This is a genomic window from Saccharomonospora piscinae (assembly GCF_005862235.1).
GTDB lineage: Bacteria > Actinomycetota > Actinomycetes > Mycobacteriales > Pseudonocardiaceae > Saccharomonospora > Saccharomonospora piscinae.
In genome coordinates this window covers 375,593-392,300 of the sequence record NZ_VCEK01000001.1, presented here as the reverse complement: position 1 = coordinate 392,300, position 16,708 = coordinate 375,593, and the positions used below count along the sequence as shown (strand labels likewise).

10 protein-coding genes and 1 pseudogene are annotated in these 16,708 nt (G+C 71.4%); 8 read left to right on the top strand and 3 right to left on the bottom strand.

What is annotated here, in order from left to right:
- Window position 1: 1 nt before the first annotated feature.
- The 4 genes from FFT09_RS01850 to FFT09_RS01835 are packed head-to-tail and all read left to right on the top strand — an operon-like array spanning window position 2 to window position 8,305.
- Window positions 2-3,070: an AMP-binding protein gene (locus FFT09_RS01850; RefSeq protein ID WP_138381627.1), complete on the top strand. Its 3,069-nt coding sequence runs from the start codon at window positions 2-4 to the stop codon at window positions 3,068-3,070.
- Window positions 3,067-4,764, top strand: coding sequence for a beta-ketoacyl synthase N-terminal-like domain-containing protein (locus tag FFT09_RS01845; RefSeq protein ID WP_138381626.1), 1,698 nt, complete (start codon window positions 3,067-3,069; stop codon window positions 4,762-4,764). Before FFT09_RS01850 ends, FFT09_RS01845 begins: the two co-directional genes overlap by 4 nt.
- Window positions 4,761-6,554: an ATP-binding cassette domain-containing protein gene (locus tag FFT09_RS01840; RefSeq protein WP_138381625.1), complete on the top strand. Its 1,794-nt coding sequence runs from the start codon at window positions 4,761-4,763 to the stop codon at window positions 6,552-6,554. Before FFT09_RS01845 ends, FFT09_RS01840 begins: the two co-directional genes overlap by 4 nt.
- Window positions 6,554-8,305, top strand: coding sequence for an ATP-binding cassette domain-containing protein (locus FFT09_RS01835; protein WP_138381624.1), 1,752 nt, complete (start codon window positions 6,554-6,556; stop codon window positions 8,303-8,305). The genes FFT09_RS01840 and FFT09_RS01835 overlap by 1 nt, the downstream gene beginning before the upstream one ends.
- On the opposite strand, the gene FFT09_RS01830 is transcribed toward FFT09_RS01835, so the two are convergent.
- Window positions 8,278-9,639: a condensation domain-containing protein gene (locus FFT09_RS01830; protein WP_138381623.1), complete on the bottom strand. Its 1,362-nt coding sequence runs from the start codon at window positions 9,637-9,639 to the stop codon at window positions 8,278-8,280. The two genes, FFT09_RS01835 and FFT09_RS01830, sit on opposite strands and share 28 nt — an antisense overlap.
- Before the next feature lie 293 nt (window positions 9,640-9,932).
- Between FFT09_RS01830 and FFT09_RS01825 the strand changes: the two genes are divergently transcribed.
- A complete protein-coding gene (locus tag FFT09_RS01825; RefSeq protein WP_208544333.1) occupies window positions 9,933-11,321 on the top strand; it encodes a hemolysin family protein in 1,389 nt (462 codons plus the stop codon).
- On the top strand, window positions 11,318-12,340 hold the full coding sequence (locus FFT09_RS01820) for a hemolysin family protein (RefSeq protein ID WP_138381621.1): 1,023 nt from the start codon (window positions 11,318-11,320) through the stop codon (window positions 12,338-12,340). Before FFT09_RS01825 ends, FFT09_RS01820 begins: the two co-directional genes overlap by 4 nt.
- Before the next feature lie 14 nt (window positions 12,341-12,354).
- Here the strand turns inward: FFT09_RS01820 and FFT09_RS01815 are convergent.
- Both FFT09_RS01815 and FFT09_RS01810 read right to left on the bottom strand, forming a co-directional pair.
- A pseudogene (locus tag FFT09_RS01815) lies at window positions 12,355-12,846 on the bottom strand (VOC family protein); the annotation flags it as partial.
- On the bottom strand, window positions 12,810-14,873 hold the full coding sequence (locus tag FFT09_RS01810; RefSeq protein ID WP_138381620.1) for an acyltransferase family protein: 2,064 nt from the start codon (window positions 14,871-14,873) through the stop codon (window positions 12,810-12,812). The gene FFT09_RS01810 and the pseudogene FFT09_RS01815, both read right to left, overlap by 37 nt.
- 204 nt (window positions 14,874-15,077) lie before the next feature.
- Between FFT09_RS01810 and FFT09_RS01805 the strand changes: the two genes are divergently transcribed.
- A complete protein-coding gene (locus tag FFT09_RS01805) occupies window positions 15,078-16,073 on the top strand; it encodes an NAD-dependent epimerase/dehydratase family protein (RefSeq protein ID WP_138381619.1) in 996 nt (331 codons plus the stop codon).
- Window positions 16,074-16,269: 196 nt separating this feature from the next.
- Window positions 16,270-16,638, top strand: coding sequence for a hypothetical protein (locus tag FFT09_RS01800; RefSeq protein ID WP_138381618.1), 369 nt, complete (start codon window positions 16,270-16,272; stop codon window positions 16,636-16,638).
- Window positions 16,639-16,708: the final 70 nt, after the last annotated feature.

Here is a 16,708-nt window from a genome sequence, read left to right as displayed (position 1 = left end):
CATGCGGACGGAGCACCGTGTTCTCGCCGCGCTGTCGGGACAGCCGCTCTCCGCCCTGCGCACGCCCACGACTCCGGCGAGCCTGTCCGGTGTGCTGGACCGGGCGGCGGAAGGTTCCGCCGGCGTCACCACCGTCGACTCCGGCGGGTCGTGGCGGCGGGAGAGCTGGCACGGCTTTCGTGACCGTGTCCGGCGTATCGCCGACGATATCCGGGAGCGTGGCGTCGAAGTCGGTTCCATCGCGGTCGTGGCGGCGACCGAACCGTCGCAGATCCTCGCGCTGTTCTGGGGCAGCGTCGTGGCGGGGATCGAGCCGCTGCTGGTTCCGGCGGAACTTCTCGACGGCCGGGACGACAGCGGCGCGTGGCTGGCCGCGCTCGCCGAGCACGCACCGATCCGTGCCCTCGTCCACGCCGAGGGCACGCGATTCCGGGTCGTGTCGGAGGCTGTGAAGGCTGCGGAGACTGCGGAGTGGGGTATCACACCGGTCCCGCTCGATCTGGACCGCGCCACGGGCGGGCCCGGGCCGGCTGGTGGGGCCTGCGACAGCCCGGACTCGCGGGTCCACTTCATGACGTCGGGCAGCACGGGCACGCCGAAGGTGGTGCCACAGCGTCACCGGGGCATCATCGACATGGCGCTGGGTGCGGTGGCGGTGAACGGCCTCGACTCCACCACGGTCGGGTTCAACTGGATGCCGCTGTCCCACGTCGGCGGCATCCTGATGGCCCATGTCCGCGACGCCGTCCTCGCGGCCGAGCACATCTCGGTCGCGCCCGAGCGCATCCTCGCCGACCCGCGTGAATGGTTCCGGATCGTGACCGAGCACCGGGTGAGCGCGGTGTGGTCGCCCAACTTCGCGTATCGGCTCCTGGCGGGTGTGGCGGAGCAGATCCCGCTCGACGGGCGGGTGGATCTGAGTAGCATCCGGTTCTGCCTCAACGGGGGAGAGGCGGTGTCGGCCGGCGACTGCGCCCGTTTCGAGCGGTCGCTGGGCAGACTGGGCATGCCCGCCCGCACGTTCGCTCCCGCCTGGGGTATGGCGGAGACCTGCTCGGGGGTCCTGTACCGCCCGCGCTACGACCCGACCGCCGACACCTCGCTCACCGTCTCGGTGGGGTTCCCGCTTCCGGGGGCCGAGGTCCGGATCTCGGCCGCCAGCGACGTCGCGGAGGAGGGCGTGGGGCATCTGGAGGTCCGCGGGTCGATGGTGCTGGAGGGCTACCTGGTCGGAGGGGATCTCACCGGCAGCGCCGACGGCTGGTTCCGGACCGGCGACCTCGCCCGGATCGACGCCGACGGGGTACACATCGTCGGCCGGGACGGCACGAGGATCGTCGCCAACGGCGTGACCTTCAACTCCGCCGACCTCGAAGGCGAGATCGAGCAGGTCGACGGCGTCGTCCCGGGCACAGCGGTGGTCACCTCGTACCGGGCACGTCCCGCCGAGCGCGATGAGATCGCCGTGTTCTGTTCGGTCGACGGGGAGGTCGCCGCGGTGTGCGCCGACGTGCGACGCCGCGTTGAGAAGATCATCGGCATTCCGGTCGACCACGTGCTCGACGTTCCCGCCGCGGCGATCGAGCGGACGAGTATCGGCAAGGTCCGCAAGGGCAAGCTGGTGGACAGATTCATCGACCCCGATCCCGCGCGACTGTGGGAGTTGGCGTGGACACCCGCGGCGGCGGTGCCCGGAACCCGGCGGTCGCGCCGGGCCGAGGGGCCGGTCATCCTGCGCGGTCCGGGGCTGGTCCACTCCGCGGTGTCCGACTACCACCCGCACCAGCTGCACGACCTGCTCGAACACTGGCACCACGCCGTCGAACCCGCCCGGCTACGCGGGCGGGACGTCTGCGTCGTCATCGAGGCACACGAGGGGCGGGCGGAGCGTCTGCCCCGGTCTCATCCGGTGGCGGCGTTCCTGCGCGCTCGTGCGCACGGTGCCGGAGCCCGGTCGGTGCGCACAGTCTGGGCGCATCCCGTCGTGGAGCAGCGGACGCTGGAGGACGTCCTCGACGACGAGCTGGCTCAGGGCACGACCGCGGACCTCTTCGTGGGTCCGCGTGGTGACCTCTGGCGGCGGCTTCGCGTACCGGTTCCCGCCGAGCGGGACTCCTCGCGGGCGGACCATTTCGTCCTTGTCGGCGGTACCGGTCGGCTCGGTGAGGCGCTTGGTGCCGAACTGTCGCTGCGCGGCGCGCGGGTCACGCTCGTCGGCCGCCCCGCCCGGGGGCGCAGCGGTACGGCAGGGGGAATCGACCGGATCGGCGTCGACCTCAACTCGGCAGCGGCGGTGCGCGGGCTGGTGGACGAACTCGGGTGGAATGCCGGGGAACGGACCCAGGTGGTTCACCTGGCCGGAGCGCCGAGGCCCGCACCCGAGGACAGGGTCGAGCGGCTCGTCGGCCCGAAGACCGACGGGGTCCGCGCGGCCGTGGAGCTGGCCCATTGCCTGGACGCCCACCTGACGATCGTGTCGTCGGTCAACGCCCACCTCGGGGGAACGGGAGTCGAGTTCTACGCGGCGGCGTGCGCCGCGTCCGAGATCATCGCGGAACGGGCGGCGGCGGTGCCGAGAACGACCGTGTCGGTCACCTCCGTGCGCGAGGCCCGGCAGACCGGCGAGGCGGACGTGGCGGTCGCGGAGGCGCTGGGCCTCGAGGAGGTCAGCGTCATGGATCTCGCGGCATGCCTGGTGGCGGGGCCCACGCGCTCCGTGTTGCTCGGTGTGGGCGAGCACACGCCGCTCGTCGCCGAGCGAGCGGGTGATCCGGCCACCCCCGCGTCTGCCGCGGCGAGCGCGGACCGTGAGGCACCCGACCTGGCCGGGTGGCCACCCGCCGCCGTGGAACTCGCCCACGTGGTGCGCCCGCTTCTCGGTCCCGACGTCCTGGGCCTGGGCCGGAGCTGGTTCGAGATGGGGCTGACGTCGGTGGACATGCCGAACCTGGCGCGCGTCGTCACCGAACACACCGGCCACACCGTCGGTGTGCTGGAGCTGATGCGGTATCCGACCCTGGCCGCACTCGCGGACCACATCGAAACGAGTCAGAACAGGAGCGGCGGTTGAGCGACAGGATCGCGATCGTGGGGTACGACGTCTGCCTTCCCGCAGGGCGTGAGCGCGCGGAGATCGACTCGTTCCTCGCGTCCGGGAAGAGCGCCGTCGTGGACGTGTCGCGCAGTGAGCTGCTCGCCGCGGGCGTGCCGGAATCGGAGTTCACCCGGGACGACTACGTCGCCCGGTCGGCCCGCGCGGAGTGGACCCCGCGGACAGCGCGCCACCTGGGGGACGTCAGCGCACACGAGCTGGCGGTCACGGACCCGCAGCACCTGCTGTTTCTCGACTGCTGCGCCGGGGCGCTGCGCGATGCGGGCATGAGCCCGGACAGTGTTCGCGGCCGCGACATCGGTGTCGTGGGCGGTATCGGGATGGGCCTGTACGCGGGCCATTCGCTCGACTCCCATTTCACGACCCGGATCCAGCGGGATGCCGCGTTGCGGGACCAGCTCGCCTTCCCCGAGGTTCTCATCGGCAACAGCAGCGACCACTGCGTGGGGCGGGTCTCCCACCGCCTCGGCCTGACGGGGCCGAGCGTCAACGTGCAGACCGCGTGTTCGACGGCGCTGGCCGCGGTGGACCACGCGGTTCTGCTGCTGCGCAGCGGACGGACCGACACCATTTTGGCCGGCGCGGCGGCCCTGTACTTCCCCGACCGCCGCGGCTACCGGTGGCAGCGTGGGGGAATTCTGTCTCCCACCGGGGTGTGCCGGGCGTTCGACGCTGCCGCCGACGGCACCGTCGGCGGCAGCGGGGGCGGGGTTGTCGTGCTCCGTCGCTACAACGACGCGGTCGCCGACGGCGACGTGATTCACGGGGTGATCGAGGGAATCCACTCGGGAAGTGACGGCGGGCAGCGGGCGAGCTACGCCGCGCCCGCGTTCGACGGGCAGGTACGGGTCATCCGCGGCGCGATGGCGGACGCGGGCGTCGGGCCGGACGACTTCGCCTACGTCGAGGGGCACGGCACGGGCACTCCCGTTGGTGACCTCGTCGAGCTGGGCGCGTTGCACGAGGTGTTCGGTTCGCGCCGCACACACCTGCCGGTCGGCTCGGTGAAACCGACGCTGGGACACCTCGACACGGCCGCCGGCGTCGCGTCCCTGGTGAACGTGCTGCTCGGAATCAAGCGTGGCTGGATCCCGCCGACGGCGAACTTCACCGAACTGGGCCCGGACGCGCGCGACTGGACCGCCCAACCGTCCACCGGACCCACTGTGTTCCCGTCAGGGACCTCCCTGGCCGGCATCAGCGGGTTCGGCGCGAGCGGCACCAGCGTTCACTTGGTGCTGTCCGCTGAACGCGACCCCGACGACCCGGGTGCCACCGCTGGAGACGGTGTTTCGGCCGGCACGGTCGTCGCCGCTGCCGCGACGGCCTCGGCTGTCCCGGCTGCCCCGCCAGCGCACGAGGACCAGCGACTCTCCCCGGCGGGGGACAACACCGGAATCCTCCCCGCGCGGGAGGAGATCGCCGGGGTGCTGATCAGGCTGCTGCGGGAGCGCGGGGATTTCGCCCACCTCAGCGACGAGCAGGTGATGGAGGTCGGGATTCTCGACTTCGGGATCGACTCCGTGGACGTGGTGGCCATCACCAACGTCTTCGAGGCCAGGTGGAAAGTCAGTCTCGAGGTGCTGGACCTGTTCGCGGCCGACACCGTGGCGGCGATCGTGGATCTCGTCGAACAGGAACTCGGGGAGTGACCCGACGGCAACCACACGAGCCCCACAGCGTCTCGCGGGCGAGCATCAGGTTCGGCAGGCGGCTGCGCCTGTTCGCGCTGGGGTGGCGGCTGCTGCCCGGGTTCACCGTCGGGATCGCACTGCTCGTCCTCGCGGGCGGTTCGGTGCCGGCCGCGTCCATCGTGGCGGTCGGGCACGTCCTGGGCAGCGCCGCCAGCGGCGCGTCGGGGCTGGCCCTGGCGGGTGCGCTGTTCGTGGCGCTCTTCCTACTCGACCAGCTCACCAACATGGTGATCGACGTCCTCGCCGACCGCTATGGCGGGCGCCTGCAGGCCGAATCGGAACAGGCACTGGTCCGCGCCCGGCTCGACGCACCCGGTGCGACGCCGCACGCACTTCAGGCCGCGCTCGACGCGCTGGGGTCCGCACCACCGATCCGGCGGCTCGTGGTGTCGACCGTGCGCTACCTCCTGTTGCGCGCGCAGGCGGTGATCCCGGGACTCGTGCTCGTGTTCGTCGAGCCGGTCGCGGGCCTGCCCGTGCTGGCGGCGTTCGTCACGCTGTCGGTGTTGATGGAAAGGGACTACCGCGCCGAGCAGTCGGCGGCCTACTCGACCGACGACCAGAGCGTGCGCGCGTGGTACCTCGGCGGCCTCGCTTTCGACCGCCGCACGGCCCGCGAGGTGATCGTCTTCCGCGCGGCCGACTGGGTGATCAGCAGATTCCGTGCCGCCGCGCACGGTGCCCGCCCGGCCACGCGCATCCGCCCACGGCTGCTGGCGGCGCTGGCGCTCGCGGTCGGCTCGATGGCGTTCGCGCTGAGCGTGCTCGCACAGTCCGGTGTGGCTCCGTCGCGGCTGGTGATGGGCGTGTCCTCGCTGGTGGCACTGATGCTGCTGTTCGGCGTGACGATGGACGCGGTCCACTCGGCGACCGGAGCCGAGGTGTTCGCCCGCGTGCGGTCCGCGACGGCGGGAACGCGGCCACGGCCGGTGGCGACACACACGGCGGCTCCGCACGCGGGGCCGGGCAGCACGATCCGGTTCGACCGGGTGACGTTTGGCTACCCCGGTGCGGCCGAGCCGGTCTTCTGTGAGCTGAGCTTCGAGGTGCGACTCGGGCGGAGCCTGGCCGTCGTCGGGGTCAACGGCGCCGGGAAGTCGACCCTGCTGAAACTGCTCGTCGGGCTGCTCGCGCCCAGTTCGGGGCGGATTCTCTGCGACGGTGTCGAGGTGTCCGCCGCGAGGTCGCGGACCGCGTGGCGGCACTCGTTCGCCTTCCTCGGCCAGCAGTACGTCCGTTATCCGGTGCCGGTGTACGACAACGTCGCGCTGGGGCGGGCGTCCAGCGTCGGCGCACGCGATCCGAGGGTACTGGCCCTGCTCGGTGATCTCGGCGCCGCACCGCAGGACCGGGCGGCACCGGGATCCACCGCCGCGACGGGTGGCGGAAGTGGTCTCTCCGGCGGGCAGTGGCAGCGTGTCGCGACCGCACGCGCGCTCGCGGGCATGGTCGACGACGACCGGCGGGTGCTGGTGCTGGACGAGCCGACGGCCGCGCTCGACGCGCAGGCCGAGGCGCGCTTCTTCGCCGAACTCGGCGAGCTGGCCGGGCCGGATCGCACCACGGTCATGGTGTCCCACCGTTTCGCGGGCGTCCGGCGCGCGGACGAGATCCTCGTGCTCGACACGGGCGAGATCCGGGAGCGCGGTTCGCACGCGACGCTCATGGCCCACGGCGGCACGTACGCGCGCATGTTCGACTCGCAGGCAGCGCGCTACCGCGCACCGGATGAGGAAGCGGTGCGGTGATGACGTTTCGTGGTGCGCTTCGCGAACTGCTTCGCTTGTCGTTCCGGGCGGACTCCAGGGCCGCGTGGATCACTGTCCTCACGTTCACGGTCCGCCCCGTCGCCACAGTCGCCGCGTCCGTCGCGATCGCGGTGATGGTGGCCAGGTGGGCGGCGGACGAGTTCTCGGCGGGTGTCGTGTTCCTCGGCGTCGCGTGTGCGGCGCTGGCGGCGCAGGTACTGCTCGGGCGTTACTCGCTCACCGTCTCGGCCCGGCTGGTGGACGCGACGAACCGGCTCGTCGACGAGGATCTGCAGCGTGCGCTCTACGGTGTCCGCTCCATCGAACACTTCTCCGAGCGCTCCTTCCTCGACGACCTGCAGATCGTGCGCTCAGAGCAGCCGCGGCTCACCGAGGGCGCCGACGTGGTCGGTCTGATCCTCGGTACGAGTGTCCGGCTGGGCAGCACAGTGCTGATCACCGTGCTGGCGACCCCGTGGTTGCTGTTGCTGCCCGTCGCGGCGATCGGTGCGTACCTGTGCGTCCGGCGCAGGGAGGCGGCGGTCGGCGCGGCCCAGCGCGCCGCGGCGGAGCACGCGCGGACGAGCGCGGAACTCGCGGGCATCGGGACCGACGAGCGGCACACCGGAGAGCTGCTGCTGTCCCGGGGCGGCGAGTTCGTCCTGGAAGCGCACCGCCGCGCGGCCGAGGCGGCGGAGGCGACCAGAAGTGCGGGCCTGTGGCGTGGCGCGCGGTGGACCGCACTCGGTGCGGTCCTGACCAGCGCGGCGCTGGCCGTGGGTATCGCGGGGCTCGTCCACGCTCTCGACCACGGCACCACCGACCTGGCGACGACTCTGGCCTCGTTGCTGCTGCTCTCGACGACGACGTCGCTGGTGGGCGCGCTGGCACGCTACCTGACTTCCTGCGCCGACTCGATCCGCGTGGTCCGCGCGCTCAACCGCGTGTACCGGCGGCTGCGCCCCGGGTCACGGCGGTTCCAGGACACCGGTGACAGCACCGGTATCGAACTCCGGGACGTGTCCTACCGCTATCCCGGCGCCGAGACGCCAGCGGTGCACGACGTTTCGCTGCGACTCGACGCAGGCCGGACCTACGCTCTCGTCGGCGCGAACGGCAGCGGCAAGACCACCCTGGTGACCCTGCTGAGCGGATTGGTCCAGCCCAGCTCCGGAGAGATCCGGACGGCGGGCGGGTGCGCACCCGACGTCACCGCCGTCACGCAGGATTTCGCCGAGTTGGAGTTCGAGCTGCGCGACGCGGTCCGGCTCGGCGACGACCGGTTCACCGACGCCGACGTCACGCACGCGGTGAACCTCGCCGGGCTCGAACACTGGGCCGGGCAGGACGGCGCCGGTCTCGGGCGCGAGCTGGGGGCCACGATGCCCCATGGCACGCGGCCCTCACACGGCCAATGGCAGCGCGTGGCGCTGGCGCGGGGCTTCCTGCGTGCGGACGCGCCGGTGCTGCTGTTCGACGAACCCACCTCGGCCATCGATCCGATCGCCGAGGAGACGCTGCTCGACCGGCTGATGGACCGAGCGCGCGCGGTCACCCGGAACAGGCACGGCATCGCCGTGATCGTCACCCACCGGATGTCGCTGGCACCGGAGGCCGACGAGGTGATCCTGCTGCACGAGGGCCGCGTCGTCGCGGTGGGCCCGCATGCCGAACTACTCGACGTGCCGCTGTATGCACGGTTGTACGACGCGCAGCGCGCCGGCTACCTCGTCGACGAACCGAACAGCTGATCGGCGGGCTCCGATGCGGCCCCGGCGGGGTGCGCGCCGGTGAGTTCGCGCATCGCCTCCCGCCACGACCCGAGCAGTCTGTCGAGGTCGCCCGCGTCGAGCGCGCCCGCCGCGCCGACCAGCATCGCCTCGGTGTCGGACGGGGACTCGGTGAGGTAGACGGACAACTCGACGGGCGCCTCGGGGAAGTCGAGTTCCACCGGCGTGACCTCGACGCCGTCGAGCGTCCAGCCGAGATCGACGTTTTCGGTCGCGTAGAGCAGCGCGACCTGATAGAGGGGATTGCGGCACGGCACGGCCCCACGCTCGGCCCGGGCGGCGGCCATGAGGGTCGCGATCGGATAGTCGCGGCGCCCGAAGGCGTCCCGGACGAGCGACCGGCATTCTTCCAGGGTGCCGCCGAGACCCGCCGCGCGCGGTGAGCGGGAACGCAGCAGGACCAGGTTCTGGAAGAAGCCGACCGTGTCGAAGTCCTGAGGCCGCCGCCGCGTGTCCATGGGAATGACGAGGCTGATGTCGTCGGACTCGGAGAACTGTTTGAGCGCCCACATGACCGCGGCGACGTGCAGGACGAATCGGGTGCAGCGATGCCGCCGCGACGACGCCTCCATGCGCTCCCGGACCGCCGCGCCGAGCGTGCGGGTGGCCATCACCGGCCGGAACGATCCCGGTTCACCACGCGGGTCCGGGCTGGGCAGAAACCGCGGTGGTAGCGGCGTGAGCAGGTCCCTAAGCCCCGCCACCTCGTCGATCTCCGGGAACGTGTTGCGGACCCCGGCCGCGTCGTAGGGATGCGGCTCGGCGAGGGTGTCGCCCTCACCCGCGTACAGCACGGCCAGTTCGCTCTGCAGGACGGCCTTGGAACGCTCGTCGACGGCGATGTGATCGATCGCCAGGACGAGGCTGTGCAGGTCCGCCACGTGCGGAATGACAACGGCCTGGAGTATCGAGTGCCGGTCCGGGGACGTGAACCGGTCAACGATCCGCCCGAGCAGGGTGTTCACGTGGTCGCCGATGTCCCGGACGTCGGACAATCCGGTCTCGCCGCACAGCTCGAACAGGTCCGGCCCCTCGTACTGGTGCAGGATCGCCAGCACCTCGCCGGACTCGGCGAGCGCGTAGTTGGTGCGCAGAATGGTGTGCCTGCGGACGAGCGCCACCAGCGCCTCCCGCAGCCGATCGAGGTCCAACGGTCCCCGCACCAGCAGATGCACACCGACGACCTGCGCGGGCACCGCGCCCCGCGCGTAGCGCATCATGATCAGACGGCTCTGGGTCGACGACGCCGGATACACGTGCGCCCGCGACGCCGCGCGAGCGAGATCGCCTGTCATCCCCCACCCGCCTACCCTGCGATCCGAGATCGGTTGGCCGAACTACCGAGAGTTTACTGACACCGGCTCGCCTGCGGTACCGACTCGACGTGTCCCGTCCGGCTCGGCGGCGGCCCGTGCTCGTACTCGGGTGCTTATACGATGAGCGAAACGTACCTTTTGTGCTGGAGAGTGAATCCGCTGATGGACTCGTCCGCGAGTTCCGGGTCGTCGCAAGACGACCCGAGTCATAGTTGTTCCGTCGCCGCGTCGTCCGTCCGCGGTGTCCGTGCTGGTGAGCGGGGGCCCGTCTGATGGCGACGGTTCTCACGCTCCTGCTGGGTGTCGCCGCAATCCTGTTGATCATCGCCGCGAACGGGTACTTCGTCGCCCAGGAGTTCGCCTACATGTCGGTGGACCGCTCGAGGCTCGGCGCGCGGGCCGAGGCGGGTGACGCGGCGGCGAAGCGAGCGCTCAAGGTGACTCGCCGCACGTCGTTCATGCTCTCGGGCGCGCAGCTGGGCATCACCGTGACGGGCCTGCTGGTCGGCTACGTCGCGGAGCCCATGGTGGGCGAGGCGCTGGGTGAGCTGCTGGGGGGCGCTGGTGTTCCGGCGGCCGTCAGCATCTCGATCGGGACGGTGCTGGCGCTGGTCGTCGCCACCGTGGTGCAGATGATCTTCGGCGAGTTGTATCCGAAGAACCTCGCCGTGGCGAACCCCGAACCGCTGGCGCGTGCGCTCGCGCGGTCGACGGCGATCTATCTGGCCGTGTTCGGTTGGCTGATCACCGTGTTCGACCATGCCTCGAACGCGCTGTTGCGGGCGTTGCGGATCGAGCCGGTGCATGATCTGGACACCAGCGCGACCGCTGAGGACCTGAAACGTGCCGTCGCGGATTCCCGGGACAGTGGTGACCTGCCCGCCGACCTGTCGGTGCTCATCGACCGGATCCTCGACTTCCCTGAGCAGGACGTCGAGCACGCGATGATTCCGAGGTCGCGGATCGGCACGGTGTCGCCGAGCACGACGATCGGCGAGCTGCGTGAGCTGATGGCGAGTGGGCACACCCGGTATCCGGTGGTGGACGAGCGCGGGGAGCCGATCGGTGTGGTGCAGCTCGTCGATCTGCTTCGCGGTAGCGCACCCGACGACGCCCCGGTGACGGGCATCATGCGGTCGCCGCTGGTGATTCCCACGTTGATGTCGTTGCCGGACGCGCTCACGGAGTTGACGCGGACGCGGAACCAGCTCGCCTGTGTGATCGACGAGTACGGCGGGTTCACCGGGGTGCTGACCACCGAGGATCTCGCGGAGGAGCTGGTCGGCGAGATCACCGACGAGCACGACGAGGGCCCGCAGGTCACGTGGGTGCGGGAGTCGGCGGACACGTGGCGGATGGATGGCGATGTGCACATCGACGAGGTCGGGCGTGCGCTGGAGCGCCCGATGCCCGAGGGGGACTTCGAGACGTTCGCCGGGCTGCTGATCGCCGAGCGTGGTGCCCTTCCGGAGCCGGGGGAGCGGGTGCGGGTGCCGTTGCCCGACGACCCAGCGGACCTGCTGGAGGACCCGCCGGTGCATCGGGCTCTGGACGTCGACGTCCTGGCGTTGTCCCGGCATGTGCCGAGCCGGCTGCGGGTCAGAGTCGTCGAAGTGCCCGATTCCCAGGACGCGGCCACGGAGGAGGGCGAGCGAGGATGAGCAATCCCGTGGTCGTGGTGCTGGTGACGATCGCGCTGATCGTCCTCAGCGCGTTCTTCGTGATCATCGAGTTCGCGTTGCTGGGTGCGCGCAGGCACCGGCTTGAGGCGGAGGTGGAGCACAGCCGGTCGGCGCGGGCGGCGTTGCGGGGCATGAACGAGTTGACGATCATGCTCGCGGTGGCGCAGCTCGGGATCACGGCGTGTACGTTCGCGCTGGGTGCGGTGACCAAGCCCGCGATGGATTCGTGGCTGAGCCCGACCTTCTCGTCGTGGGGGTTTCCGTACTGGTTCGCCGACGGCGCTTCGTTCGTGCTGTCGCTGTTGCTGGTGACGTTCCTGCACCTCGTGGTGGGTGAGATGGCACCCAAGTCGTGGGCCATCGCGCACCCGGAGAAGGCCGCGAAGCTCACGGGCCTGCCGTCGCGCGGGTTCGCGTGGGTGTTCCGGCCGCTGTTGCTGTGGGTCAACGCCATGGCGAACCGGCTGGTGGCGGCGAGCGGGGTGACGCCGGTCGAGCGGGCCGCCGTGGGCGGTCAGGACGTCGACACGATCCGTCACCTGGTGGAGCACTCCGCGTCGGTGGGCACGCTGGACGTGTCCTCGCAGTCGCAGATCTCCGACGTGCTGGAGCTGGAGAGTCTGGCGGCGGGGCAGTTGGTCGCGCGGCATCGACCCCCCACCTCGGTGCCCTCCGACGCGACGGTGGCCGACGTGCGGGAGGCCGCGGCGCGGTCCGGGCACATGCGCATTCTCGTCCACCGGCCCGACGGTGGCGCGCCCCGGCTCGTGCATGTGCGGGACACGCTGCTCGAACCGGCGGACGCGCCGGCCGGTGAGCTCGCCCGGCCCGCCCTCACGCTCACCGCGGCGACCCCGGTGTACGAGGCGCTGGGGCGGATGCGTGGGACGAGCGAGCAGCTCGCGGTGGTGATGGACGGCGACCGGTTCGGGGTCGTCACGGTCACCGACATCCTGCGGCGGGTGTTGCCGCGGCAGGCGCAGGCGCGTCAGGCGTGATCCCGGCCAGCGGGTGACTGGGTGAGGAGCCACCGCTGGCCGAACGGGTCGCGGAGCCGTCCGGTGCGGCCGTGGCCAGTGTCCTCGATCGGTCCCCACTGCTGTGCGCCGAGTTCGACGGCACGGGCCACGGCGGTGTCGACGTCCGCGACCTCCGCCCGGACGGCGGGACCGCCGGTGGTCGCGGCGAGGTGGTCGATCTCGGGGAACTCCTCGGCGAGCATCAGGACCGAGTCGCCGAGGCCGAGTTCGGCGTGGCCGATGCGCCCGTCGGGCATGACGACGGGCTCGCCGCGCCGCTGGGCGCCGAACACGGCGACGTAGAAGTCGAGGGCGCGGCGGGCGTCGGTCACCGCGAGGTACGGGGTCAGGGAGTGGATCGTCGCGTCGGTCATGTCCGGGGGATGCCCGTTTCGCGGCCGGTTCGCTCGGGGCGCGTCGACCTCCGTGGGGTCGCGGCGGCTCGGGGTCAGCGGCGTGGCCCCGAGCCGGTGTCGGTGTGCCAGCGCAGCGCGGCGCTCAAGCGTGCCTCGACCATCGGCGACATGGTCTCCAGGTAGGTCGCGGTGACGTGGTTGTCGTCCATGTACACAAGCACGTTGCCGATCACCGGCGGGCACACCTCGGGTCCGCAGAAGAAGTCGCTGAAGTCGAGGAACTCCACCCCACCTGGCACGCCCGGCGCGTCGCGGTACGGCGGTCGCGGTGACAGGAACTCCCGCCGCGGCGCGTCGCACCGGTCCGCGCTGATCCCGTGGCGGCGCACGCACTCGGACGGTTCGTAGTCGAACCGGGGGCTGTCCCGGATGCCCACGACCGGGATGTCCGCGTCGGCGAGCGCCCGCCACTGGGCGATGTAGCCGGGCGGGGTGCGTTCGGTGAGCCCCGCGCGGACGTCGCGGGTGGCCATGGTGATCACCGCGTCGGGGCGGGTGTCGAGGATCTCGGCGAGCGCGGCGTCGTTCCAGCTTCGGCAGTCGGGCGCCACGTCGGCTCCGGCGGTGAACGGGCAGCCGCCCTTGCCGATGGAGATGATCTGCCAGCCGCGGCGGTCGACGACCGGTCGCAGGGCGGCGATGTACTGCTGGGAGTGCGAGTCGCCCACGACGACCACGCGCCGCGTCGGCGGACCCTCGGGGTCGACCGTGCAGATGCGCAGGTCCTCGTGCCGGGGCGAGTACCGGCACTCGTCGTCGGGGAAGCTGTCGAACTCCTCCGGCAGCGCCGCGAACGGTGGGATGACGGGGCTGCCGGAGTCCAGCAGCGGGGCCTGCGCGGAGACGGCGTGGGCGCCCAGCGTGTCGATCTGCTGGGCCTCGACGTCGAACGACGCGCGCTGCGCGGTCAGGCCCTGCCAGGCACCGGCCGCCAGCAACACGGGTACCAGTGTGAGCAGCCCGAACCGGTAGGCGCCCCACCGCGTGCGCGCGCCGATGCCGGACACCCGCACCGGGTTCTCCACCCAGCGGTGCGTGGCCATCGCCAGCGCGACCGACACGGCGATCACCACCGCGCCGCCGACCGCGCCCGCGTCCTGCCGTTCGAGGGTGATCAGGAACAGCAGCAGCACCGGCCAGTGCCACAGATACAGCGCGTAGCTGAGATCGCCGAGGCGCACCAGCGGCCGGGACGACAGGAACCGGTCCGCGCCCGCCCGGCTGCCGGTGGCGCCCGCCAGCAGCACCAGCACCGCCGCCATCGTCGGCCACAGCGCCGCGTAGCCGGGGAACACGGTGCCGACCGGCCACACGATCCCGCACAGGACCAGAGCGAGCACACCGGCCCAGCCACACGCGAGGCGCAGTGCCCGGGGCAGCCGCACCGCGTCGATGGCCAGTGCCAGCAGCCCGCCCAGCGCGAACTCCCATACGCGGGTGGCGGAGTGGAAGTAGGCCAGCGGCTGGTCGGCCGCGGTCAGCCACACCGAGTAGGTCAACGAGAGCGCGAACACCACCCCCAGCGAGGCCAGCAGCGCGGGTCGCAGCCCCCAGCCCGCGCGGCGGGCGGCCAGCGCGATCAGCGCCACCACCACCGGCCACACCAGGTAGAACTGGACCTGGATCGACAGCGACCAGAAGTGCTGCACCACGCTGGCCGTGGAGTGCTGGGCGAAGTAGTCCGCCGAGTCCGCGGCCAGCCGCCAGTTCTCCACGAACAGCGCCGACGCGACGACCTCCTTGATCGTTTGCGCCCAGCGGTTCTCGGGCAGCAGCACCACGGCCGCCGCCATCGTGGCCAGCAGCACCGTGAGCGCGGCGGGGAACAACCGGGTGATCACCCTGCCCCACAGCGCGCGGAAGTCGATGCGGCCCCGTCGGCTCGCCCGGTACAGCTGCCCGGTCAGCAGGAAGCCGGTGATGACGAAGAACACGTCCACACCACCGGAGACCCGGTCCAGCCACACGTGATAGACGACCACGAGCAGCGCCGCCAGCGCCCGCAGGCCCTGCAATTCGGGCCGGAACCGGCGTTCGGGTCGTGGTGTGGCGGGCTCGTCGGCCGCCCGCTCGGGCGACGAAACGGACGTCGACAACTCCTCGGATCCTTCCCTGCCTGCACTGCGCGCAGCGACGGTACCGGCCCCGGGATCGGGGCCGTGCGCCGCGTCCGCGTGGTGTGCCGCAGCGAACAGCGGGCCACGGCCGGGCGCCCGCACGGGAAAAGGAATCGCCGGGTGCCGGGCGGTGTCCTAGCATCGGGCCCGCCGCGGCAGTCTCGACGATCACCTGGAGGTCCCGTGTCCCCATCCACCGGCTCGCGCGTACTGGTGACCGGCAGCGCAGGGCACCTCGGTGAGGCGCTGGTGCGAGTGCTGCGGGAACAGGGCCGCGACGTCGTGGGGCTCGACGTCCAGAGCTCCCCGTTCACGACGGTGGTCGGCTCCATCACCGACCGGGACGTGGTCCGGAGCTGCCTGCGCGGTGTGAGCACCGTCCTGCACACCGCGACCCTGCACAAACCCCACGTGGGCACGCACGAGCGGCAGGCATTCGTCGACACCAACGTCACCGGCACGCTGGCGCTGCTGGAGGAGTCGGTCACGGCCGGGGTCGAGCGGTTCGTGTTCACCAGCACCACCAGCGCCTTCGGGCGCGCGCTGACCCCCGACGCGGGACAACCCGCCGCGTGGATCACCGAGGACGTCACCCCGCTGCCGAAGAACATCTACGGCACCACCAAGGTGGCGGCCGAGCAGCTGTGCGAACTGGTCCACCGGGACCACGGCCTGCCCGTGGTGGTGTTGCGCACCGCGCGGTTCTTCCCCGAGCTCGACGACCGTCCCGAGGTCCGTGCCCGCTGGGCCGACGCGAACGTCAAGGCCAACGAGTACCTGTACCGCCGCGTCGACCTGCGCGACGTCGTCGACGCGCACCTGGTGGCGGCCGAGCGCGCACCGGACATCGGGTTCGGCCGCTACGTCGTCAGCGCCACCACCCCGTTCACCCGGGCCGACCTGCCCGAGCTGGGCCGGGACGCGGCCGCGGTGGTGCGCCGCCTGGTACCCGGTGTCGACGCGGAGTACGGGCGACGGGGCTGGGAACTGTTCCCGCACCTCGACCGCGTGTACGTCAACGAACGCGCCCGCGCCGAACTCGGCTGGGCGCCCCGCTACGACTTCCGCTACGTCCTCGACCGGCTCGCCGCCGACGAGGACCCGCGCAGTCCGCTGGCCCGCGCGGTCGGCGCGAAGGGCTACCACCGCGAGCCCACGGACGTCTACACCGTCGGTTGAGGTCCGGGAGTTCTGGGCCGCCGATCTGGGGGCCGCCACAGTGACTCGGGTTCTGTCGGGTGTTCGCCTGACGCCGGTCTGCCTGGGGGAGAAGTAGCGTAGACCGCGTCCGAGTCGATGCGGGCGACGGGTCCACGACCTCGACGATTCCGCATCGACGTACCACCCACGATCTCCATGAGGGGGAGAGTCATCGATGGGACGCATGAAACGCTGGACCATGGTGGGGACCACCGTCGCTGCGATGCTGGGCATGTCGCTCATCAGCGCACCGACTGCCGCAGCCGACAGTTCGGCTCGAATTGACGGCGTCACGGTCACCTTCAAGTCACACGGTGAGGTGTTCACGCTCGACGACACCGCGTGTGACGGCAATCCGGTGTACCTGCTGTACAAGTACGACGGGGGCGGAGAGCGACGCTACAACTTCAGCGGAGGGTGCAACGCCAGTCCCTCGGTCATCAACCTGAGCTTCGCCGAGGGCAACACGATCCAGTACCGCGGTTGCGTGAACCGGGCCGGGATCTGGGACCGCTGTAGCGGCTGGACGACCGACAAGACCTGACCGCGCGCCGGGCCGCTGGTCCGTCCAGTAGGTCCGAACACGTCCGGTGCTGACTGTTCGGACACACTGG

Coding starts and splice junctions, on each gene's coding strand:
- FFT09_RS01850 (WP_138381627.1), top strand. CDS start 2: ATGCGGACGGAGCACCGTGTTCTCGCCGCGCTGTCGGGACAGCCGCTC.
- FFT09_RS01835 (WP_138381624.1), top strand. CDS start 6,554: ATGACGTTTCGTGGTGCGCTTCGCGAACTGCTTCGCTTGTCGTTCCGG.
- FFT09_RS01830 (WP_138381623.1), bottom strand. CDS start 9,639: ATGACAGGCGATCTCGCTCGCGCGGCGTCGCGGGCGCACGTGTATCCG.
- FFT09_RS01825 (WP_208544333.1), top strand. CDS start 9,933: ATGGCGACGGTTCTCACGCTCCTGCTGGGTGTCGCCGCAATCCTGTTG.
- FFT09_RS01820 (WP_138381621.1), top strand. CDS start 11,318: ATGAGCAATCCCGTGGTCGTGGTGCTGGTGACGATCGCGCTGATCGTC.
- FFT09_RS01800 (WP_138381618.1), top strand. CDS start 16,270: ATGGGACGCATGAAACGCTGGACCATGGTGGGGACCACCGTCGCTGCG.